Raw genomic sequence first — 21,799 nt, 5'->3', positions numbered from 1 at the left:
CCGGCCGCGTGCCAGCGGGTCTTGGCCCCTGGCGCGCACTGAGCAAGAAAGGACGAGGGGCGACCCTCGACCACCACTATGGCAGTCGTCACCATGAAGCAGCTGCTCGACAGCGGCGCACACTTCGGGCACCAGACCCGACGCTGGAACCCCAAGATGAAGCGGTTCATCTTCACCGACCGCAACGGCATCTACATCATCGACCTGCAGCAGACGCTGGTCTTCATCGACCAGGCGTTCGAGTTCGTCAAGGAGACCGTCTCGCACGGCGGCACCCTGATGTTCATCGGCACCAAGAAGCAGGCGCAGGAGTCCATCGCCGAGCAGGCGACCCGCGTCGGCATGCCCTACGTGAACCAGCGCTGGCTGGGCGGCATGCTCACCAACTTCCAGACCGTGCACAAGCGCCTGCAGCGACTCAAGGAGCTTGAGTCGATGGAGCAGACCGGTGGCTTCGAGGGTCGCACCAAGAAGGAAATCCTCATGCTCACGCGTGAGATGACCAAGCTGGCGCGCACCCTCGGTGGTATCCGCGACATGTCCAAGGTTCCGAGCGCGGTGTGGATCGTCGACACCAACAAGGAGCACCTGGCCGTCGCCGAGGCCCGCAAGCTGAAGATCCCGGTCGTCGCGATCCTGGACACCAACTGCGACCCCGACCTCGTCGACTACCCGATCCCGGGCAACGACGACGCGATCCGCTCCGCCGCCCTGCTGACCAAGGTCATCGCCACCGCGGTGGCCGAGGGCCTGCAGGCCCGGGCCGGACGCAGCGGCGACGGTGACGCCAAGCCCGAGGGTGGCGTCGCCGAGCCGCTGGCGGAGTGGGAGCAGGAGCTGCTCGCGCAGTCCGCCACCGCCGCCGCGGCCACCGAGGTCGTCGCCGAGGCTGCTGCGGAGACCCCCGCCGCCGAGACCGCGGTCACCGAGGTCGTCGAGCAGGTCGCGGAGATCCCCGAGACCGCTGCGGCCGAGTCCGCCATCGGCGGTGCGCCGGTCTCCGAGACCGACGCCCCCGCGGACAACTCCTGACGTCCCGCCAGAGCCGGGCACCCCACCCCGGGTGCCCGGCTCTGGCGGTCGTCGCAGCGCGTCGAGTGCCGCACCGGCACACCGCGCCCCGGGTTCGCTGAACCCGCCCCCCGTCGAACGCACCACAACAAGGAGGCTCGCCGCACATGGCGAACTACACCGCCGCGGACGTCAAGCGACTCCGCGAACTGACCGGGTCCGGAATGATGGACTGCAAGAACGCGCTCACCGACAGCGAGGGTGACTTCGACAAGGCCGTCGAGCTGCTGCGCATCAAGGGCGCCAAGGACGTGGGCAAGCGGGCCGAGCGGGCCACCGCCAACGGCCTCGTCGCCGCGGCCGACGGCGTCATGGTCGAGCTCAACTGCGAGACCGACTTCGTCGCCAAGAACGCCGAGTTCCAGGAGCTGGCCGACCGCGTGGTCACCGCTGCCGCTGCCGGCAAGACCTCCGACGTCGCGGCCCTGAACCTGCAGGCCGTGGACGGTGCCACCACCGTGGCCGACCTGGTCGCGCAGTTCTCCGCCAAGATCGGCGAGAAGCTCGAGATCCGCCGCGTGGTCAGCTACGACGGCCCGGTGGCCGTCTACCTGCACAAGCGCTCCGCCGACCTGCCGCCCGCCGTCGGCGTGCTGGTGGAGTACACCGGCGACTCCGAGGAGGCCGCGCAGGCCGCCCACGGTGCCGCGATGCAGGTCGCCGCGATGCGCCCGCGCTACGTCACCCGCGACGAGGTTCCCGAGGACATCGTCGCCGCCGAGCGTCGCATCGCCGAGGAGACCGCCCGCGAGGAGGGCAAGCCCGAGCAGGCCATGCCCAAGATCATCGAGGGTCGCGTCAACGGCTTCTTCAAGGACACCGTGCTCCTGGAGCAGGCGTCCGTGCAGGAGTCGAAGAAGACGGTGAAGGCCGTGCTGGACGCCGCGGGCGCCACCATCACGCGCTTCTCCCGCTTCGAGGTTGGTCAGGCCTGACCGAAACAGCATGAGGCAGGATGGCGGGGTCGTCCCAGCCGCACCGAGACGATCGGTGCCGGCTGAGATGACCCCGCCGTCGTGTGCACACCCAGCGCCGGACGCCCCCACGGACGCCCGGCGGCATCAAACCCCGGCGAGACCTCGAGGAGCCCGATGACCGTCCAGGACACCCACACCACGCGAGGCGGCTACCGCCGCGTGCTGCTCAAGCTCGGCGGGGAGATGTTCGGCGGTGGGGGCGTGGGGGTCGACCCCAAGGTGGTGCGCAACGTCGCCGCGCAGATCGCCGAGGTGGTCCGCACCGGCGCACAGGTGGCCGTGGTCATCGGTGGAGGTAACTTCTTCCGCGGCGCCGAGCTGCAGCAGCACGGGCTGGACCGCGCCCGCGCCGACTACATGGGCATGCTGGGCACGGTGATGAACTGCCTGGCCCTGCAGGACTTCCTGGAGCAGGCCGGGGTGGACACCCGGGTGCAGACCGCGATCAGCATGGGTCAGGTCGCTGAGCCCTACATCCCGCGCCGGGCCGAGCGTCACCTGGAGAAGGGGCGCGTGGTCATCTTCGGCGCCGGCATGGGCATGCCCTACTTCTCCACCGACACCACCGCCGCCCAGCGGGCGCTGGAGATCGATGCCGAGGTGGTGCTGATGGCCAAGGGCGTCGACGGGGTGTACACCGCCGACCCCAAGACCGAGCCCACCGCGACCATGTTCACCGAGATCACCCACCGCGAGGTGCTCGACCGCAGCCTCAAGGTCGCCGACGCCACCGCCTTCAGCCTCTGCATGGACAACAAGATGCCCATGCTGGTGTTCAACCTGCTGGTCGAGGGCAACATCGCCCGCGCGGTGGCGGGGGAGAAGATCGGCACCCTGGTGCGCTCACCGAAGTGACACGCTGACACCGCGAGCGGCGGACAGCCGTGTGGTGCGGAGACTGGCATCAGTGCAACGAGACCGGAGGAACTGCTGTGATTGACGAAGCTCTCTTCGAGGCCGAGGAGAAGATGGAGAAGGCCGTCTCCGTGGCCAGGGACGACCTGTCCTCGATCCGTACCGGTCGCGCCAACCCGGGGATGTTCAACCGCATCGTGGTCGAGTACTACGGCGCGATGACCCCGGTGACCCAGCTGGCCAGCGTCACGGTGCCCGAGGCCCGGATGGCCGTGATCAAGCCCTACGAGGCGGCCATGCTGCGCAACATCGAGACCGCGATCCGCAACTCCGACCTCGGGGTGAACCCGTCCAACGACGGTCACATCATCCGGATCTCGCTGCCCCAGCTCACCGAGGAGCGTCGCCGGGAGTTCGCCAAGCAGGCGCGCGGCAAGGGCGAGGACGCCAAGGTCGCCGTGCGCAACGTGCGCCGCAAGTCGATGGACGAGCTCAACCGCATCCAGAAGGACGGTGACGCCGGCGAGGACGACGTCAACCGTGCCGAGAAGGAGCTGGACAAGGTGACCGCCCGCTACGTGGCGCAGATCGACGAGATGGTGAAGAACAAGGAGGCCGAGCTGATGGAGGTCTGACCCGGCCTGCACCAGCACGGACGAGCACCAGCACGAACCAGCACCAGCACACCAGGTCGAGCAGCAGGGAGGGCGGGATCCAGTGGTGACCGATCACGACGTGTCGACCAGTGGAGGCCAGGCCCCGCCCGTGCAGCGCACCTCGCGCGCCGGGCGCAACCTGCCCGCGGCCCTGCTCGTGGGCGGCGGCCTGGGCGCCCTGGTGATCTGCGCCCTGGTCTTCTACCCGCGGGCCTGGATCGGCATCGTCGCCGTGGCGATGGCGATCGCCACCTTCGAGCTGGGCACCGCCCTGCGCAGGACCGGCCTCAGCATCAGCCTGGTCCCGGTGCTGCTGGGCGGGCAGGCCGTGGTGTGGCTGGCCTGGCACAGCGTCACCGCCGCCCTCGCGGCCTTCGCCGTCACGGTCGTCGCCTGCATGGTGTGGCGGCTGTGGGGCAGCACCGAGCACTACCTGCGCGACACCGCCGTGTCGGTGTTCGTCGTCGCCTGGGTGCCGCTGTTCGGGGCCACCTCGGTCGCGCTGGTGGTGCAGCCCGACGGGGCGGCCAAGATCGCCGCCCTGATGATCGCGGTGGTCTGCTCCGACGTCGGCGGATACGCAATGGGCGCGCTGTTCGGCAAGCACCCCATGGTCCCGAGCATCAGCCCCAAGAAGTCCTGGGAGGGCTTCGCCGGCTCGCTGGCCCTCGGCGTGGTCGGCGGGGTGCTCACCTTCTGGCTGCTGCTGGACGCCAACCCATGGGCCGGGCTGCTCTTCGGCGCCGTGCTCGTGGTGGTGGCCACCGTGGGCGACCTGATCGAGTCACAGGTCAAGCGCGACATCGGCATCAAGGACATGGGCACGCTGCTGCCCGGCCACGGCGGGCTGATGGACCGGCTGGACTCCGTGCTGCCCTCGGCGGTCGCGGCCTGGCTGCTGCTCAGCGCGCTGGTCTAGCCCACCCGCCCGGCCCGGCGCCCCGGTGAGCGTGATCCCCAGCCCCAACGTGTGGCACCACCCCCAGCTCTACGAGCGGGAGAACCGGGCGCAGGACGTGCACGGCGCGGTGGACGCGGTGCTGCGCGAGGTGGCCGACTGGCACGGCCGCGACCTGCTCGACGTCGGCTGCGGCACCGGTTTCCACCTGCCCCGCTTCGCCGACGCCGCGCGGTCGGTGCACGGGGTGGAGCCCCACCCGCCGCTGGCCGAGCTGGCCCGGCGCCGCACCCGGGGGCTGGCCCACGTGCAGGTGCACCAGGCGGGTGCCGAGGCGCTCCCGCTGCCCCGTGACTCGGTGGACGTGGTGCACTCCCGCACCGCGTACTTCTTCGGCCCCGGCTGCGAGCCCGGCCTGGCCGAGGCGACGCGGGTGCTGCGCACCGGGGGAGTGCAGGTGGTCGTGGACCTCGACGTCACCCGCTCCCGCTACGGCTCCTGGATGCGCCAGGACCTGCCACCCGGCTACCGGGCCAAGCAGGTCGAGGCGTTCTTCGCCGACCAGGGCTTCGCCCTGCGGCGGGTGGACACGGTGTGGCGGTTCGAGACCCGCGAGGACCTGCGGGCGGTGCTGGGCATCGAGCTGTCCCCGCGGGTGGCCGAGCAGGCCGTGGCGCAGGTGCCGGGGCTCACCGTGGACGTGGCCTACCGGGTGCACTGGCGGCGCAAGGGCCTGCACGTGCCCCTGCACCAGCCCCGCTAGCGGCGCTTCTTGTCGGCCTTGCGCAGCTGGTGGATGCGGGCGCCACCCACCAGCGCCATGATCAACGCCCCGGCGATCGCGGCGAACAGGATGCTCACGCCCAGCGGCAGGCTGAAGTCCCAGAAGAAGATGGCGAACTCGGTGCTGTCGTTGTTCTGCAGGATGAACACCAGCAGCACCACCAGGATCAGCGCCCCGGCGATCAGCCCGGTCCAGGCCGCCGCGGCCCGGTTGCGCCGCTTGGGAGCCGCCGGCGCGGTGCCCGCCGTCCCGGCACCGGTTCCCGCCGTGCCCGAGCCGAGCGCGGAGGCGCCGCTGGTCTCGCTGGGGCGCACCGGTTCCTGCGCCATCGCCGGACGGTCGGGGGAGTCTGGGTTGGGGTGCATGTCCAGATCATGGCCCTTCCGCGGCGCACGCGCACCCGCGCCGCGCTGGGGTAGTGCGACAATGGAGACATCATGACCTCCCTGCCTCTCGTCTTTGACGCCCCCAAGCGGGGCATGCCGCCCCGTCACCTCGCCGACCTCGACGCCGACGGTCGCCGCGCCGCAGTCGCCGAGCTCGGGCTGCCCGCCTTCCGCGCCGACCAGGTCGCCCGCCAGTACTACGTGCGCCTGCAGGGCGACGCCGCGCAGATGACCGACCTGCCCGCCGCCGTGCGGGAGAAGGTCGGACAGTCGCTGCTGCCGCCCCTGTTCACCCCGGTGCGCCACCTCTCCTGCGACGAGGGCACCACCCGCAAGACGCTGTGGCGAGCCCACGACGGCACGCTGGTGGAGAGCGTGCTGATGCGCTACCCCGAGCGCGCCACCCTGTGCATCTCCAGCCAGGCCGGCTGCGGCATGGCCTGCCCGTTCTGCGCCACCGGGCAGGGCGGCCTCGACCGCAACCTCTCCACCGCCGAGATCGTGGACCAGGTGCGCGCCGCCGCGGCCGCCATGCGCGACGGCGAGGTGGGCGGCACCCCCGGCCGGCTGTCCAACGTCGTGTTCATGGGCATGGGCGAGCCGCTGGCCAACTACAAGCGGGTGGTGGCCGCGGTGCGCCGCATCACCGACCCCGCACCGGACGGCCTGGGCATCTCCCAGCGCGCGGTCACGGTGTCCACCGTCGGGCTGGCCCCGGCCATCCGCAAGCTCGCCGACGAGAACCTCTCCGTGCGGCTGGCGGTGTCGCTGCACACCCCGGACGACGAGCTGCGCGACACCCTGGTGCCGGTGAACAACCGGTGGTCGGTGGCGGAGGTGCTGCAGGCCGCGCGCTACTACGCCGACAAGTCCGGCCGGCGGGTCTCCATCGAGTACGCCCTGATCCGCGACATCAACGACCAGCCGTGGCGCGCCGACCTGCTGGCCAAGAAGCTCAAGGCCGCGCTGGGCCCGCTGGTGCACGTGAACCTGATCCCGCTGAACCCCACCCCGGGCAGCAAGTGGGACGCCAGCCCCAAGCCGGCGGAGCGGGAGTTCGTCCGTCGGGTGCGCAACGGCGGCGTGTCCTGCACGGTGCGCGACACCCGCGGCCAGGAGATCGCCGCGGCCTGCGGCCAGCTCGCCGCCGAGGGCTAGGCCCCGCAACGACGAACAGCCGACCGCGGTGGCTGCTGCCGTGCGGTCGGCTGTTCGGGTGGTACGGGTGCTGCTCGCCTGCGGGCGGGGGGAGCTACCTGCGCCAGGAGGTGCGACGGCGCATGGTGTCGCGGACCAGGATGAACACCAGCAGCGCGGCCAGGCCGATGAGCCACAGGTCCTCGACCCGGCCCTGGTGGTTGCCGATCAGCATGAGCAGCAGGATTGCGGCGACGACCCAGCCGCCGATGCGGGTGGCCTTGGGGAACTCGCCGTGCCAGCCCCACTCGGCAGACGGCTCGTCCACGAGGTCCACGGCGGTGACTGTGGACTGCGCCTCGGGCTTCTCAAGCTGCTTGCCGGCCACGGTTGGCTCCTCCTGCTCGATCCTGCGCGCTCCGCGAGCGGGCTGTGTTGGCGACCATCGTGGCACACGCGACTCCCGGTGGTGCTCACGGCACGGCGTTGGTGCCGGGGAGATCGTGTGATCTGTGTCGGGGGGCATCGGGGATGATGCGGGGGTGAACACCAGTGGCACCCCCGTGAGCACCAGCACCAGAACCAGCACCTCCGCCAGCGCCGGCACACCCGGTCCGGGCGCGGCCGCCGGCTCGGCCGCTCCGGCCCGGGTGCTGCTGCTGGGCAGCACCGGCTCCATCGGCACGCAGACCCTGGAGGTGATCGCCACCAACCCGGGGCGCTTCACCGTGGTGGGCCTGGCCGCCGGTGGGGGCAACGTGGACGCGCTGCTGGCCCAGGTTCGCGCCACCGGGGTCGCCGCGGTGGCGGTGGCCGACCGCACCGCGGCGACCGAGCTGCGCGCCGCCCTCGCTGCCCACGACCTGGGCGCGGTGCAGGTGCTCGACGGTCCGGACGCGGCCACCGAGCTGGTCCAGGCGGTGCCGGCCGACGTGGTGCTCAACGCCCTGGTGGGCTCGCTGGGCCTGCGCCCCACCCTGGCCGTGCTGGCCACCGGGGCGCGGCTGGCGCTGGCCAACAAGGAGTCGCTGGTGGCGGGCGGACCGCTGGTGCTGGCCGCGGCCGCGCCCGGCCAGCTGGTACCGGTGGACTCCGAGCACTCCGCGCTCGCCCAGTGCCTGCGCGGTGGCGCCGCCGGGGAGGTGGCGCGCCTGGTGCTCACCGCCTCGGGTGGGCCCTTCCGCGGCTGGAGCGCGGCGCAGCTGCGCGGCGTCACCCCGGAACAGGCGGGTGCGCACCCCACCTGGTCGATGGGCCCGATGAACACCCTCAACTCCGCCACCCTGGTGAACAAGGGGCTGGAGCTCATCGAGACGCACCTGCTGTTCGGCACGCCCTACGACCGCATCGACGTCACCGTGCACCCGCAGTCGATCGTGCACTCCATGGTCACCTTCACCGACGGCTCCACCCTGGCCCAGGCCAGCCCGCCGGACATGCGGCTGCCCATCGCCCTGGCGCTGGGCTGGCCCGACCGCATTGCCGGTGCCGCCGCCGCGTGCGACTTCAGCACCGCCGCCACCTGGACCTTCGAGCCGCTGGACGAGGAGGTGTTCCCCGCGGTGGCCCTGGCCCGGGAGGCCGGCACCGGCGGCGGGTGCCTGCCCGCGGTGTACAACGCCGCCAACGAGGAGGCCGCGGCGGCGTTCCTGGCCGGCGCCGTGAGCTTCCCCGACATCGTGCGCACCGTGGCGGCGGTGCTGGGCGAGGCGGACGCCCACCGGGCGGTGCCGAGCGGGGTGGCCGACGTGCTGGCGGCGGAGGACTGGGCCCGGGCCCGGGCCCGGGAGCTGGCCCAGCAGCGTCGGCGGTGACACAGCACCGCCGATCTGGTCACGGAGAGCCAGCGCCACCGGGCTCAGCCGGTACCGTTGAGCGCGACGGCACCCGGCAAGGCGGACAATAGGAGTTGTGGAGATGGTCTTTGCCTTCGGCGTGGTGCTGTTCGCGCTGGGGATCGGCTTCTCGATCGCCCTGCACGAGTTCGGTCACCTGCTGATCGCCAAGGCCTTCGGCATGAAGGTGCGGCGCTACTTCATCGGCTTCGGCCCCCGGTTGTTCTCCTTCCGCCGCGGTGAGACCGAGTACGGCTTCAAGGCCATCCCGGCCGGTGGGTTCTGCGACATCGCCGGGATGACCGCGCTGGACGAGCTCGACCCGGACGAGGTCGACCGGGCGATGTACAAGCAGAGCGCCTGGAAGCGGATCGCGGTCATGCTCGGTGGGCCCATCTCGCACTTCGCCCTGGGCATGGTCCTCATCTATGTGCTGGCCGTCGGCTTCGGCCTGCCCAACCTCAACGCCACCGACAAGGCCGTGGCCGGTGCGGTGGGCTGCGTGGCCCCCACCCAGTCCGCGGACGGCAGCTACGCCGAGTGCACCGGCGAGGGCCCGGCACAGCGGGCCGGGCTGCAGGCCGGCGACACCATCGTCGCCGTCGACGGCAAGCCCACCCCCACCTTCGCCGACGTCATCGCAGCCACCCAGGCCCTCACCGGCCCGGCGCCGTTCACCGTCGAGCGGGACGGGCGCGAGGTCACCCTCACCATCGACGTCGAGCCCGTGCAGCGCTACGTGGTCCGGCCGGGCGACCCCGAGCCCCAGCCGGCCACCGTCGGCGCCATCGGCGTCTCGCCGGTCAGCTATGCACCCACCGAGCACAACGCGGTCTCCGCGATCCCGGCCACCGTGGCGTTCACCGGCACCATGTTCGAGAAGACCTGGGAGAGCCTGCTCAAGTTCCCGGAGAAGGTGCCCGCGGTGGTGCGGTCGATCGGCGGCGAGGAGCGCAGCGCGGACACGCCGATCAGCGTGGTCGGCGCCAGCGTGATCGGCGGGCAGGTCGCCGAGCGCGGGCTGTGGGAGGTCTTCATCCTGCTGCTCGCGAGCCTCAACTTCTTCATCGGCATCTTCAACCTGCTGCCGCTGTTGCCCCTGGATGGCGGCCACATGGCCATCACCACCTACGAGAAGGTCCGGGACATGGTCCGCAGGGCGCTCGGCAAGGCGAAGGCGGCACCGGTGGACTACACCAAGATGCTCCCGCTGACCTACGTGGTGCTCATCATCGGCGGCGGCGTCACCGTGCTCACGGTGATCGCCGACGTCGTCAACCCGATCCAGCTGTTCCCGTGAGCAGCACACTCTTCGAGGAAGGACGATCGTGACCACACCCGTCACGCTCGGCATGCCGGAGGCACCCCAGCCGGTGCTCGCCCCGCGTCGCCCCACCCGCCAGCTGCACGTCGGTGACGTGGGGGTGGGCAGCGACTTTCCCGTGTCGGTGCAGTCCATGACCACCACCCGCACCCACGACGTCAACGCCACCCTGCAGCAGATCGCCGAGCTGACCGCCGCGGGCTGCGACATCGTCCGGGTGGCGTGCCCGCGCACCGAGGACGCCGAGGCGCTCAAGGCCATCGCGGCCAAGAGCCAGCTGCCGGTGATCGCCGACATCCACTTCCAGCCGCGCTACATCTTCGCCGCGATCGACGCCGGCTGCGCGGCCGTGCGGGTCAACCCCGGCAACATCAAGGAGTTCGACGGCCGGGTCAAGGAGGTGGCGCTGGCGGCCAAGGACGCCGGCATCCCCATCCGCATCGGCGTCAACGCGGGCTCGCTGGACCCGCGCATCCTCACCAAGCACGGCAAGGCCACCCCGGAGGCACTGGTGGAGTCGGCGCTGTGGGAGGCCGGGCTGTTCGCCGAGCACGGGTTCAACGACCTGAAGATCTCGGTGAAGCACAACGACCCCGTCACCATGGTTCGTGCCTACGAGCTGCTCGCCGAGCAGTGCGACTACCCGCTGCACCTGGGGGTCACCGAGGCCGGACCGGCCTTCCAGGGCACGATCAAGTCGGCGGTGGCCTTCGGGTCGCTGCTCTCCCGCGGCATCGGCGACACCATCCGCGTGTCCCTGTCTGCCCCTCCCATCGAGGAGGTCAAGGTCGGCAACCAGATCCTGCAGTCCCTCGGCCTGCGCCCGCGCAAGCTGGAGATCGTCTCCTGTCCGTCCTGCGGGCGGGCCCAGGTGGACGTCTACACGCTGGCCGACCAGGTCACCGCGGGCCTGGAGGGCATGGAGGTGCCGCTGCGCGTGGCGGTGATGGGCTGCGTCGTCAACGGGCCCGGCGAGGCTCGCGAGGCCGACCTGGGCGTGGCGTCGGGCAACGGCAAGGGCCAGATCTTCGTCAAGGGCGAGGTGATCAAGACCGTTCCCGAGGCGATGATCGTGGAGACCTTGATCGAGGAGGCCATGAAGATCGCGGATCAGATGAAGGACAGCGGTGCCACCTCCGGCGAGCCTGCTGTGACCGTCGGCTGATGTGCACGCTGGGCCCGCTGGGCCGCCGCGCGGCGGGCTGAGCCGTGCTCCGGGTCGGTGCGGGCGCGCAACCGTGGGACGACCGCCGGGCTGTCGTGCGCCGGCTGGGACAGGCCGACGCCGACGAGGTGCTGCGCGGGCTGGGCACCGACCCGGTGGCCAACTGCATGGTGCTCGCCCGGGTGGAGGCCCACGGAGTGACCCCCAACCGGCTCGGCGCCGAGCTGTGGACGGTCGACCAGCCGGGGCGGTCGCTGTGCTACTCCGGCGCCAACCTCATCCCGGTGCACGGCTCGCCGGAGGCGGTGGCGATGTTCGCCGAGCTGGCCCGGCGCCAGCCCCGCGCCTGCTCGTCGCTGGTGGGCATGGCGCACCTCGTGCTGCCCATGTGGGAGCTGCTGGAGGACTGGTGGGGTCCCGCTCGTGAGGTGCGTGCGCGGCAGCCGCTGCTGGCGCTGCCGGGTGCGCCGCTGGTGACGCCCGACCCGCACGTGCGGCGGGTCTGTCCCAGCGACCTGCCCGCGTACCTGCCCGCGTCGGTGGCCATGTTCATCGAGGAGATGGGGATCGACCCCACCGCCGCAGACGGCGGCGCTGCCTATCGCCGTCGGGTGGTCGAGCACATCGCCGAGGGCCGGGCCTACGCGCGGTTCGAGGACGGCGCAGTGGTCTACAAGGCGGAGGTGGGCGCCAGCTCCAGCACCACCGGGCAGATCCAGGGCGTGTGGGTGGCCCCGGAGCGGCGCGGCAGCGGGCTCGCCGGGGCGGGGACCGCCGCGGTGGCCGCCGCCATCCGCAGCTCCCACCGGCTGCCCAGCCTGTACGTCAACGACTTCAACGCCACCGCACGACGGGTGTACGAGCGGATCGGCTTCCACGAGGTGGCCACGTTTGCCACCGTGCTCCTGCACTAGAGCCGGCACCGTGCTCCTGCACGAGTGCCGGCACGGGCTGCTGGGCGCAAGGGTTTCGGTGTGCCGGTGCTTATGCTGGGCGGCGATGGTCACCGTCTCTGCGCGACCCCGCACCCTGGCTGGCCCGCGACTGCTGGCGGCCGTGCTGCTGGCGGTGCTGATGGTCACCGGCTCGCTCACCGCCTGCACCAGCGGGCCCAGCGCCGCCGACGCAGCGTCCCGGTTCCTGCAAGGGCTCTCCGCCGGTGACCTGGCCGCGGCCGGAGCCGCCACCGACCAGCCCGACGCGGCGCGTGCGGCGATCGAGACGACCCGCACCGGTCTGGGGGCGGAGTCGGTGGACACCGAGCTGGGGGAGGTCCGCACCTCCGACGGCACCGCCACCGCCGACTTCACCGCGCACTGGCACCTGGCCCAGCAACGCACCTGGACCCACACCGGCCAGCTGAAGCTCGGGCGCACGGGAGGGGACTGGACGGTCCGCTGGAGCAGCGCCAACCTGCACCCGAGGCTGGCCGACAACCAGTCCCTGGCCGTTCGGGCGGACCCCGCGCCCACCGCGTCGGTGCTCGACCGCAACGGCCAGGCGCTGCTCAACCCCGGCGTGGTGGTGCGGGTGACCCTCGACCCCGCCGCGGCCGGCGACGTGCCTGCCGTGGCCCGCGACCTCGCCGCCGCGGTCAGCCGGTTCGACCCCGCGATCACCACCCAGTCCATCATGGACGGGGTGGCCACCGGCGGGGCGGCGCCCTACCCGGTGGTGACGCTGCGGGAGAACGACTACCTGGCGGTGAAGGCCGCGGTCTACGAGCTGCCGGGCGTCAGCTTCAGCAGCCAGGCCGCGCTGCTCAGCGTCGACCCCACCGTGGCGCCCACCCTGCTCCGCGAGGTCAGCTCCACGGTGCAGGACGACCTGGCCGGGCGGGCCGGTTGGCGCGTGGTCACCGTGGGACCCAACGGTGCGCAGGTGGAGACCCTGGCCACCACCGCCGCGGAGCCTGCCGCGGCGGTGCGGCTCACCCTCGACCACGGCGTGCAGCAGGCCGCGCAGAACGCCGTGCGCAGCAAGCCGGAGCCGGCGATGACGGTGGCGCTGAAGGCGTCCACCGGGGAGGTGCTGGCCGTGGCCCAGAACGCCGCGGCCGACGCCGCCGGACCAGTGGCGCTGACCGGCCTGTACGAGCCGGGCAGCACCTTCAAGACGGTGACTGCCGCCGCCGTGCTGCAGGCGGGCACCGTCACCGCCGAGACCCCCAGCGCGTGCCCGGCCACCACGGTGGTCGGCGGGGTCCGGGTGATCCCCAACTACAACGACTTCGCGCTCGGCGAGGTCCCCCTGCGCACGGCGTTCGCCGCCTCCTGCAACACCACCTTCGCCCAGCTGTCCGGCGCGCTGGGAGCCGATGCGCTGAGCACCACGGCCCGCTCGCTGGGCATCGGGATGGACTACACCGCGGCCGGGATGACCACCGTCACCGGCAAGGTGCCGCCCACCGCGGACCTGGTCAAGCGCGCCGAGGACTCCATCGGCCAGGGTGACGTGCAGGCCAGCCCGTTCGGCATGGCGCTGGTGGCCGCCACGGTGGCCCGGGGCACCACCCCGGCGCCGGTGCTGGTACAGGGCGCGCCCACCGCGGTGGCGGGCAGCGCTCCGGCCTTGCCGGCCCCGGTGCTCGACCAGCTGCGGGTGATGATGCGCGAGGTGGTCACCGGTGGGTCCGGACGTGGCGTGGCCGAGCAGGGGCAGGTGCACGGCAAGACCGGCGAGGCGCAGTTCGGGGACGGCACCCGGTCGCACTCCTGGTTCATCGGCTACCGCGGCGACGTCGCCTTCGCCACCCTCGTGGTGGGGGGAGGAAGCTCGGCCGGCGCCGTGGGCGTCACCGGCCAGGTGCTCGCTGCGCTGCCCGCGGGCTACTGACCGGGGCGTTGACTAGGCTGGGCCCATGTCTGTCTTCACCACCGCCCGTCCGCCCCTGACCCCGGGGCACCCCACCCCGATCCGCACGGTTCCCCAGTCGATCCCGCGTCCGGAGTACGTCGGCAAGCCGGCGCCGACGCCGAGCAACGACCCCTGGGTGCAGCCGCCGGAGGTCATCGAGGCGATGCGGGTGGCCAGCAAGATCGCGGCCCAGGCGCTGCAGGAGGGCGGCAAGGTGGTGGCTCCGGGCGTCACCACCGACGAGGTGGACCGCGTGGTGCACGAGTTCCTCGTCGACCACGGCGCCTACCCCTCCACGCTGGGCTACCGCGGCTTCAGCAAGAGCTGCTGCACCTCGCTGAACGAGGTGATCTGCCACGGCATCCCGGACACCACGGTGATCCAGGACGGCGACATCGTGAACATCGACGTCACCGCGTTCATCGGTGGCGTGCACGGCGACACCAACGCCACCTTCCTCGCCGGCGACGTCGCGCCCGAGGTGCGCGACCTCGTCGAGCGCACCCACGAGGCCACCATGCGGGCGATCAAGGCGGTCAAGCCGGGGCGCCAGCTCAACGTGGTGGGCCGGGTGATCGAGGCCTACGCCAGCCGGTTCGGCTACGGCGTGGTGCGCGACTTCACCGGCCACGGCATCGGGCGGTCGTTCCACAGCGGTCTGGTGGTGCTGCACTACGACCAGCCCAGCGTGGAGACGGTCATCGAGGAGGGCATGACCTTCACCATCGAGCCGATGATCACCCTGGGCGGCATCGACTACGACCAGTGGGACGACGGCTGGACGGTGCTCACCAAGGACAAGAGCTGGACCGCGCAGTTCGAGCACACCATCGTGGTGACCGCCACCGGCGCGGAGATCCTCACCCTGCCCTGACCGCGGGCAGGGCAGGGGCTAGCCGTTCTCCTCCAGGGTGCGGCCCTTGGTCTCCTTGACGAAGAAGATCACCACCACCAGGGAGACCGCGGCCATCGCGGCGTAGCCGGCGTAGGTGAGCGAGAGGTTCGCCGCGGAGAAGGTCGGGAAGGTCACCGTCACCGCGAAGTTGGCGATCCAGTTGGCCGAGGTGGCCACTGCCACCGCGGCCGCGCGGGAGCGGTTGGGGAACATCTCGCTCAGCAGCACCCACACCACTGGGCCCCAGGACAGCGCGAAGAAGAACACGAAGCCGTTGGCGGCGACCAGCGCGATGGTGCCGTACGGGGAGGGCAGCTCGGCCGCGGCGGCGGTGCCGTCGGTGGAGGCGGCCACCGCCTCCGCGTGGGAGAAGCACCACGAGGCGATGCCCAGGGCCACGGTCATGCCCACCGAGCCGATGGCCAGCAGCGGACGGCGCCCGATCTTGTCGATCACCGCGATGGCCACGAAGGTGCCCACGATGTTGACCACCGCGCTCACCACGCTGATGAGCAGGGAGCGGTCCTCGCCGATCCCGACCGACTGCCACAGCGAGGCCGAGTAGTAGAAGATCACGTTGATGCCGACCAGCTGCTGCAGCGCGGCGAGCGCCACGCCGAGCAGCACCAGCGGAACCATCTTGTGCTGGCCGGTGAACAGGTCGCGAACCCGGGAGCGCTCCTCCAGCTTGAGCGACACCCGGATCTCCTCGATGCGGTGATCCACCTGCTCGGTGTTCCCGCCCTCCAGGCTGGCCAGGATCTTCGTTGCCACCGCCGTCTTGCCCTTGGCCACCAGGAAGCGCGGCGACTCCGGCAGCGTGTAGGTCATCAGCAGGTACAGCGCACCGGGGAAGGCCGCGGCCATCAGCATCCACCGCCAGGCCTCGAGCCCGGCGATCTCACCGCGCGAGCCACCAGCGGCCTCGGCGAGGGCGTAGTTGACCAGCGACGACACGGCGATGCCCAGCACGATGGCCAGCTGGTGCATCGATCCCAACCGCCCGCGGTAGGCGGCCGGGGAGATCTCGGCGATGTAGGCGGGGGAGATGACCGACGCGATGCCTACCGCGACACCACCCACGACCCGCCAACAGGCGAGGTCGACCACCGAGAAGGCCAGGGCGGAGCCCACCGAGCTCACGATAAACAGCACCGCGGCGATGCGCATCGTCCACAGCCGCCCCAACCTGCCCGCGACCGCCCCGGCGACCCAGGCCCCGAGGGCGGCGCCGATCAGGGCGAGGGACACGGTCAGCCCGGTCGCGGCGGTGCCGGCGTTGAAGCGAGACTGGATCGCCTTGACCGCACCGTTGATCACGGCGGTGTCGTAGCCGAAGAGGAAACCGCCCAGCGCGGCCGCGAGGGAGAACAGCAGGGCGTGGGCGACGCTGGCTCCTCCGGCGGGTGGTTCGGACCGGGCGGGGGTGCTGCTCGTGGCTCCGGTGCTCATCGGTCGTTCCGCCTCCCCGTGGCCAGGCATGCGCGTCAGCCGCGACGGTACGCCCGACGCTCCGGGGGTGCCGGGGAGCCGACGGGTAGCGTCGGCTCATGTCGGTGGAACAGGTGACCTGTGGTGAGCACACCTTCGACGTCCACCTCGGGGGTGACCCGGCGGACACCCCGGTGGTGCTGCTGCACGGGTTCCCGCAGAGTCCGCACTGCTACGACGCGGTGCTGCCGCGGCTGCACGCGGCAGGGCTGCGCACCATCGTCCCCGCGCAGCGCGGCTACTCCCCGGGGGCCCGCCCGACCGGGGTCGAGGACTACCGCATGCCCCACCTGGTCGGTGACGTCATCGCCCTGCTGGACGCCATGGACGTGGGCTGGGCGCACCTGGTGGGCCACGACTGGGGTGCGGCGGTGGCGTGGCAGGTGGCCGCCCGGCACCCCAGCCGGGTCAGCAGCCTGGTGGTGGCCAGCGTCGGGCACCCGGTGGCCTTCGCCGACGCGCTGCGCAACGACTCCGCGCAGAAGGAGTCCTCGAGCTACATGCAGCTGTTCGCCCAGCCCGGAAAGGCCGAGGACCTGCTGCTGGCCGACGACGGGCGGCGGTTGCGGGCCATGGTGGCCACCGGGGGGCAGACCGCGGAGCAGGTGGCCGCCAGCGTCGAGCCGCTGCTGGAGCCGGGTGCGCTCACCGCCGCGCTGAGCTGGTACCGCGCCATGCGCGGGGAGGACTACCGCGAGTGTCCGGCGGTGGAGGTGGCCACCACCTACTTGTGGAGCACCGGGGACACGGCGCTGGGCCGCACCCAGGCCGAGGCCAGCCGCAGGCACGTGCTGGCCGACTACCGCTTCGTCGAGCTGCCCGGGGTGACGCACTGGATCCCCGAGGAGGCCGCCGCCGAGCTGGCCGCGGAGATCGTGCTGCGCTCCAGCCCCTGGTAGGAGCCGGGCCCCGCTCAGCCGCGGCGGGGCTTGCGCGCACCCCCACGGGCACCGGACCTGCCACCCCGGGCACCGCCGGCCTGCTTCTGGGGCTGCCTGGTGCGTCCTGCTCGCGGGGCCGGCTCAGCGGGTGCCGGGTCGGCGCCGCGGGAGCTGCGGGCGGTGCGGCCCTTGACCACGCCGAAGAAGGTCTCCACCAGGTCGCTGTTGCGCTCGGGCACCCACGCCAGCGCCACCGGGGACGGCGCCACGTCGTGCACCGGGCGGTAGACGAGGTCGCGGCGGGCGTGCAGGCGGGCGATCGACTGCGGGACGACGACGATGCCCAGCCCGGCGGCCACCAGCTCGATGCGCTGGGCGTCGGTCAGCTCCTCGGCCACGGCCGGGCGCTCGCCGGTGCGCAGCTCCGAGGCGACGTCGCGCCACTCCGGCACGGTGTCCGGGTCCTGCAGCAGGTGCTCGTCGGCGAGGTCTGCCACCCCCACCGCATCGAAGAGCGCCACCGGGTGGTCCTTGGGCACCACCACCACCGGCACCTCCTCGTAGAGGCGCACCACGCTCAGCCCCTCGCGCTGCACGGGCAGCCGCACCAGGCACACGTCCACCCGCCCGGACCGCAGTGCGTCCACCTGCTCGGCCACCTCCACCCCCACTGCGCGCAGGGGCACCGTGGGCATCCGCTCGGACCACACGCGGCTCCACTTGGCCAGCGTCACCCCGGGCACGTAGCCCACGGTGAAGGTCTGCTCCCGTGGCGCGTCGTCGGCGGTCTCGGAGCCGCGGGGATCCGGTTCGGCCAGCGCTGACCGCGCCTGGGCGAGCAGCGCCTCGCCGGCCGCGGTCAGCCGGGTGGGCTGCTCGCCCGGCACCACCAGCGGCTCACCGACCTGCTCCTGCAGCGCGGCGAGGCTGCGGCTCAGCTCGGTGCGAGCGACGCCCAGCGACCGGGCGGCCTTGGTGAAGCTGGGCTGCTCGGCCACGGCCACGAAGTGGCGCAGCTGGCGGGGGTCGGCGGGCACCGGGGGAGTCCCTTCGTCGGTGGAGCGAGGCTTGCGGGGTGAAGCAGGGTCGATCGTTGCAGATAGGCTGACGTGGTGATCGAAGCGAGGAACCCCCGGTGAAGAAGCAGCAGACGATGAAGCCCGCCACGGCGGCGAAGAAGCTGGAGATCTACCTGCCTGCTGCCCCTGCGGAGTTCCGTGAGGGGACGGTCTCGCGCACCGAGCTCGAGGAGCTGCAGAACAACCCGCCGGAGTGGCTGCAGCAGCTGCGCCAGGCCGGCCCGCACCCGCGCAGCGTGCTCGCGCGCAAGCTGAAGATCTCCATCGCCGGGCTGGCCCGCGGAGGGGTGACCGAGGCGCTGACCACCGAGCAGGTGGACGCGCTGGTCGCCGAGGCGCCGGAGTGGCTGCAGGCCGAGCAGCGCCTGCAGGCTGGGGTGCGCGCGGAGAGCGCCCGCCAGCGCGAGGCCAAGCAGCAGTCCGGCAAGCCACAGTCCGCCAAGCCGCAGTCCGGCAAGCAGCAGTCCGGCAAGCCGCAGACCCGGGCCAGCTAGACCTCCAGGCCCAGCAGGGCGTTCTCCACCACCTCCGCCAGCGCGGGGTGGATCCAGTACTGGCCGGTGGCCATCTCGGTGGCCGAGAGGCCGAAGGACATCGCCTGGATGAGCGGCTGGATCACGGTGGAGGCCTGCGCGCCCATCACGTGGGCGCCCAGCAGCCGGCCGGTGCCGCGCTCGGCGATCACCTTGCAGACGCCCTCGACGTCCTCCATCGCCCAGCCGTAGGCCACGTCGCCGTAGGCCTGAACCTTCACGGTGACGTCCAGCCCGTGCTCGCGCGCCTGCTCCTCGGTGAGCCCGACGGTGGCGATCTGTGGGTCGGTGAACACCGCGGCGGGCACGTGGGCGTGGCTGGTGGTGCGCGGGGACTCCGGGTGCAGCAGGTTGTGCTGCACCACCCGCGCCTCGTGGTTGGCCACGTGCTTGAGCTGGTAGGGCGAGCTGACGTCACCCAGCGCCCACACGCCGGGCACCACCTCGCCGTTGGTGGACAGCACCCGCTGCTGCTCGTCGACCATGATCCGGCCGTCCGGGTGGGTGCCCACCCCGGCGGCGCCCAGGTCCAGCAGGTCGGAGTTGGGGCGCCGCCCGGCCGCGACCAGCAGTGCGTCGCCGCTGACCACGTCGCCGTTGGTCAGCTCCACCTCGATGTCGGGGTGGCCGTCGACGTCGCTGCCCTGGCGCACCTTGGCCAGGCCGTGCCCCAGGTGCACGTCCCACTTCTCCTGGGCGAGGGCGGTGAAGCGCTCGGCGATCCCGCGGTCGAGCTGGCGCAGCAGGACGTCGCTGCGCCCGATCAGCGAGACGGCGCTGCCGAAGGCGGAGAAGACGTGCGCGAACTCGGTGGCGATGTAGCCGGCGCCCACGATCACCAGGCGCTCCGGCAGCCGGGGCAGCCGCATCACGTCGTCGTTGGTGTGGAAGGTGACCCCGCTGTCGAGGACCTCGTCGGGCACGATCGCCCGGGACCCGGCGGCGATCACGATGCGGTCGGCGGTGATGGTCTCCCCGGTACCGGTGTCGATGGTGTGCGGACCGGTGAAGCGCGCCTCGCCGGTGTAGACGGTGGTGCGGGGGGTGCCCTCGCTGCGGTAGCGCCGTCCGCCGGCGGAGATGGGGTCGACCCGGCCGAACACCCGGTCCACGATGTCCGGCCAGCGCACCTGGTCCACGTGGGCGTCGATGCCGTAGCGCTCGGCGTGCTGCACCGTGCGGGCCACGTCCGCGGCGTAGACGTACATCTTGGTGGGGATGCACCCCACGTTGAGGCAGGTGCCGCCGAAGATCCCCCGCTCGAGCACCGCGACGTCGAGATCGTCGAAGCGGTGGTCCAGGATCGTGTTGCCCGAGCCGCTGCCGATGACTGCCAGGTCGAAGTGCTTCACCCGGTGAACGCTACCGCGCGAGGTCGACCTGCTCGTGGAGCGCCGCCAGCCAGGCGTCCAGCTCGGCGTAGGCGGCCTCCCGCGCCGGGGCCTGCGAGAGGAACACGTCGTGGCGGGCGCCGTCGATCGGGGCGACCAGCGTCCGGCCGCCCAGGCACCCCGCCCAGCGGGCGATCTGGCGCACGTCGAGCACTGCGTCGGCGGTGTCGACGTCGGGGGAGTACGCCGCGGCGAAGTGGCTGCGGGTGGAGCGCAGCAGCAGCGACGAGCAGCCCACGTCCAGGCCCCGGTGCAGCGCGGCCTGGCCGTGCCGCACGGCGCGCATCCAGCCGAAGCGGGCGGGGAAGCCCACCAGCGGCTTCCAGGAGAGGTCGTAGTCCCACTCGCCACCGCCGGAGCGGTGCAGGCTGGTGCCGTAGGCGTCGGCGCTGCCCACCGGGATCACCCGCTTCGGCGCGAGCCGGCCCACGGTGTCGATCAGGGCGGTGCCCGCCGCGCTGCGGTAGTACGCCGGTCCCTGCAGGTCGAACCACGGGCTGTTGAGCACCAGGCCGTCCGGGGCGGGCAGCCCGGCCTGTCGGCGGCGATCCAGCCACAGCGGCACGACGAGACCCCCGGTGGAGTGCCCGCCCACCACCACGCGGTCGCCGCCGGACTCCTGCTGCACGATCCGCAGCGCCTCGTCCAGCTCGGCGTCGTAGAGGGCGAGGTCGCTGACGAAGTGCGGCGTCTGTCCCGGCCGGATGGACCGCCCGCACTTGCGCAGGTCGAGGGCGTAGAAGGCGTAGCCCAGCGCGGTGAGGTGCTCGGCCAGCCCGGTCTGGAAGAAGTAGTCGGTGTAGCCGTGCACGTGCAGGAACGCACCCCGCGGTGCTACCCCGGGTGTGGCGTGTCGCACCAGGGTGGCCACGACCGGGGACTCCCCGTCCGGATCCGTGCCCAGCGGCAGCACCAGCTGCTGGTAGTCGGCACCGAGGACGTCGGGCTCCCAGTCGGTCATGGGGATCGATCCTAGGGGCAGGTGTGGTACCCATCGGGGATGACTCCTGTGCACCGATCGTGGTCCGCCGACCTGGACACCCCCACGCTCTACCGGCTCCTCGCCCTGCGCGTCGAGGTGTTCGTCGTGGAGCAGGCCTGCCCCTACCCCGAGCTGGACGGCGCTGACCTGCTGCCCCAGACCCGCCACCTGTGGCTGCAGGAGGGCGAGAACGTGCTGGGCACGGTTCGGCTGATGCAGCCCGACGGTGACGGGGGAGACTTCCGGATCGGTCGGCTGTGTGTTGCTCGACACGCACGGGGGCACGGTCACGCCCGTCGGCTGATGCAGGCGGCCCTGGCCGAGGTGGGTTCTCAGCCGTGCCGGCTGAACGCCCAGGTGCCGATGGTCGGCTTCTACGAGACGCACGGATTCGCCTCGGACGGTTCAGTTTTCGTTGAAGATGGGATCAAGCACCTGCCCATGCTGCGGTCCGGAGCGTGAGCCGGGAACCGGTGCTCTAACCACTACCCGTAGTGGTCACCCGAGCACCGTCAGCCACGATCTCGTTAGGCCGGCGAAAAAAGTCTGGGTAAGCAGAGGACTAAAGTTCCCTCCGTCTGAGCCGCACATGGCTCGGGCGCG

22 protein-coding genes are annotated in these 21,799 nt (G+C 72.0%); 16 read left to right on the top strand and 6 right to left on the bottom strand.

The features are described from left to right. Positions 1-78: 78 nt before the first annotated feature. The 6 genes from rpsB (at position 79) to AC3YNX_RS14215 (ending at position 5,220) form a co-directional block, all read left to right on the top strand. A complete protein-coding gene (rpsB, locus tag AC3YNX_RS14240; protein WP_127782743.1) occupies positions 79-1,032 on the top strand; it encodes a 30S ribosomal protein S2 in 954 nt (317 codons plus the stop codon). Positions 1,033-1,178: 146 nt separating this feature from the next. Next, on the top strand, positions 1,179-2,006 hold the full coding sequence (tsf, locus tag AC3YNX_RS14235) for a translation elongation factor Ts (protein WP_127782744.1): 828 nt from the start codon (positions 1,179-1,181) through the stop codon (positions 2,004-2,006). Positions 2,007-2,162: 156 nt separating this feature from the next. After that, positions 2,163-2,903: a UMP kinase gene (pyrH, locus tag AC3YNX_RS14230; protein ID WP_489995857.1), complete on the top strand. Its 741-nt coding sequence runs from the start codon at positions 2,163-2,165 to the stop codon at positions 2,901-2,903. 77 nt (positions 2,904-2,980) lie between these two features. After that, the gene (gene frr, locus AC3YNX_RS14225; RefSeq protein ID WP_127782746.1) at positions 2,981-3,538 is read left to right on the top strand and encodes a ribosome recycling factor; all 558 of its coding nucleotides are present in this window, start codon (positions 2,981-2,983) and stop codon (positions 3,536-3,538) included. 100 nt (positions 3,539-3,638) lie between these two features. Continuing rightward, positions 3,639-4,478 (top strand): phosphatidate cytidylyltransferase, encoded by an 840-nt coding sequence (locus AC3YNX_RS14220; protein ID WP_241249817.1) that lies wholly within the window; start codon positions 3,639-3,641, stop codon positions 4,476-4,478. Between the two features lie 31 nt (positions 4,479-4,509). Then, positions 4,510-5,220 (top strand): class I SAM-dependent methyltransferase, encoded by a 711-nt coding sequence (locus AC3YNX_RS14215; RefSeq protein WP_489995957.1) that lies wholly within the window; start codon positions 4,510-4,512, stop codon positions 5,218-5,220. On the opposite strand, the gene AC3YNX_RS14210 is transcribed toward AC3YNX_RS14215, so the two are convergent. Next, the gene (locus AC3YNX_RS14210; protein ID WP_489983350.1) at positions 5,217-5,606 is read right to left on the bottom strand and encodes a LapA family protein; all 390 of its coding nucleotides are present in this window, start codon (positions 5,604-5,606) and stop codon (positions 5,217-5,219) included. The genes AC3YNX_RS14215 and AC3YNX_RS14210 overlap by 4 nt on opposite strands. Before the next feature lie 69 nt (positions 5,607-5,675). Here AC3YNX_RS14210 and rlmN point away from each other — a divergent pair, with 69 nt between their 5' ends. Then, complete coding sequence (rlmN, locus tag AC3YNX_RS14205) at positions 5,676-6,785, top strand: dual-specificity RNA methyltransferase RlmN (protein ID WP_127782749.1); 1,110 nt, start codon at positions 5,676-5,678, stop codon at positions 6,783-6,785. A 94-nt stretch (positions 6,786-6,879) separates the two neighbouring features. Here rlmN and AC3YNX_RS14200 read toward each other — a convergent pair whose 3' ends face one another. Next, entirely contained in the window at positions 6,880-7,152 is a 273-nt protein-coding gene (locus tag AC3YNX_RS14200; RefSeq protein ID WP_489983349.1) for a DUF2631 domain-containing protein, read from the bottom strand. A 262-nt stretch (positions 7,153-7,414) separates the two neighbouring features. On the opposite strand from AC3YNX_RS14200, the gene dxr reads away from it, so the two are divergent. The 6 genes from dxr (at position 7,415) to map (ending at position 14,818) form a co-directional block, all read left to right on the top strand. Continuing rightward, positions 7,415-8,578 (top strand): 1-deoxy-D-xylulose-5-phosphate reductoisomerase, encoded by a 1,164-nt coding sequence (gene dxr, locus AC3YNX_RS14195; protein ID WP_489995956.1) that lies wholly within the window; start codon positions 7,415-7,417, stop codon positions 8,576-8,578. A 103-nt stretch (positions 8,579-8,681) separates the two neighbouring features. After that, positions 8,682-9,899, top strand: coding sequence for a M50 family metallopeptidase (locus tag AC3YNX_RS14190; RefSeq protein ID WP_489995955.1), 1,218 nt, complete (start codon positions 8,682-8,684; stop codon positions 9,897-9,899). Between the two features lie 28 nt (positions 9,900-9,927). After that, positions 9,928-11,088, top strand: coding sequence for a flavodoxin-dependent (E)-4-hydroxy-3-methylbut-2-enyl-diphosphate synthase (gene ispG / locus AC3YNX_RS14185; RefSeq protein ID WP_127782751.1), 1,161 nt, complete (start codon positions 9,928-9,930; stop codon positions 11,086-11,088). 95 nt (positions 11,089-11,183) lie between these two features. Further along, the gene (locus AC3YNX_RS14180) at positions 11,184-12,002 is read left to right on the top strand and encodes a GNAT family N-acetyltransferase (protein WP_489995856.1); all 819 of its coding nucleotides are present in this window, start codon (positions 11,184-11,186) and stop codon (positions 12,000-12,002) included. An 85-nt stretch (positions 12,003-12,087) separates the two neighbouring features. Further along, complete coding sequence (locus AC3YNX_RS14175) at positions 12,088-13,923, top strand: penicillin-binding transpeptidase domain-containing protein (protein WP_489995855.1); 1,836 nt, start codon at positions 12,088-12,090, stop codon at positions 13,921-13,923. Between the two features lie 25 nt (positions 13,924-13,948). Continuing rightward, positions 13,949-14,818, top strand: coding sequence for a type I methionyl aminopeptidase (gene map, locus AC3YNX_RS14170; RefSeq protein WP_127782753.1), 870 nt, complete (start codon positions 13,949-13,951; stop codon positions 14,816-14,818). An 18-nt stretch (positions 14,819-14,836) separates the two neighbouring features. Here the strand turns inward: map and AC3YNX_RS14165 are convergent, their stop codons facing one another. Then, entirely contained in the window at positions 14,837-16,291 is a 1,455-nt protein-coding gene (locus AC3YNX_RS14165; protein ID WP_127782754.1) for a sugar porter family MFS transporter, read from the bottom strand. Between the two features lie 98 nt (positions 16,292-16,389). On the opposite strand from AC3YNX_RS14165, the gene AC3YNX_RS14160 reads away from it, so the two are divergent. Further along, a complete protein-coding gene (locus AC3YNX_RS14160) occupies positions 16,390-17,229 on the top strand; it encodes an alpha/beta fold hydrolase (protein ID WP_489983346.1) in 840 nt (279 codons plus the stop codon). A 14-nt stretch (positions 17,230-17,243) separates the two neighbouring features. On the opposite strand, the gene AC3YNX_RS14155 is transcribed toward AC3YNX_RS14160, so the two are convergent. Further along, positions 17,244-18,248 carry a LysR family transcriptional regulator gene (locus tag AC3YNX_RS14155; protein ID WP_489995854.1) on the bottom strand — a complete coding sequence of 335 codons (1,005 nt, stop codon included), beginning with the start codon at positions 18,246-18,248 and terminating at the stop codon, positions 17,244-17,246. 116 nt (positions 18,249-18,364) lie between these two features. Here AC3YNX_RS14155 and AC3YNX_RS14150 point away from each other — a divergent pair, with 116 nt between their 5' ends. Then, complete coding sequence (locus AC3YNX_RS14150) at positions 18,365-18,784, top strand: DUF5997 family protein (RefSeq protein WP_489995954.1); 420 nt, start codon at positions 18,365-18,367, stop codon at positions 18,782-18,784. On the opposite strand, the gene AC3YNX_RS14145 is transcribed toward AC3YNX_RS14150, so the two are convergent. Both AC3YNX_RS14145 and AC3YNX_RS14140 read right to left on the bottom strand, forming a co-directional pair. Beyond that, entirely contained in the window at positions 18,781-20,175 is a 1,395-nt protein-coding gene (locus AC3YNX_RS14145; protein ID WP_127782757.1) for a mycothione reductase, read from the bottom strand. The two genes, AC3YNX_RS14150 and AC3YNX_RS14145, sit on opposite strands and share 4 nt — an antisense overlap. 10 nt (positions 20,176-20,185) lie before the next feature. Beyond that, positions 20,186-21,175, bottom strand: a complete 990-nt coding sequence (locus AC3YNX_RS14140) for an alpha/beta hydrolase (protein ID WP_489995853.1) — start codon at positions 21,173-21,175, stop codon at positions 20,186-20,188. Positions 21,176-21,214: 39 nt separating this feature from the next. Between AC3YNX_RS14140 and AC3YNX_RS14135 the strand changes: the two genes are divergently transcribed. Continuing rightward, on the top strand, positions 21,215-21,658 hold the full coding sequence (locus AC3YNX_RS14135; protein WP_127782759.1) for a GNAT family N-acetyltransferase: 444 nt from the start codon (positions 21,215-21,217) through the stop codon (positions 21,656-21,658). The last annotated feature ends 141 nt before the right edge of the window (positions 21,659-21,799 follow it).

Source organism: Rhodococcus sp. Z13_19A, assembly GCF_058133575.1.
This window is presented reverse-complemented; position numbering and strand designations above follow the sequence as displayed.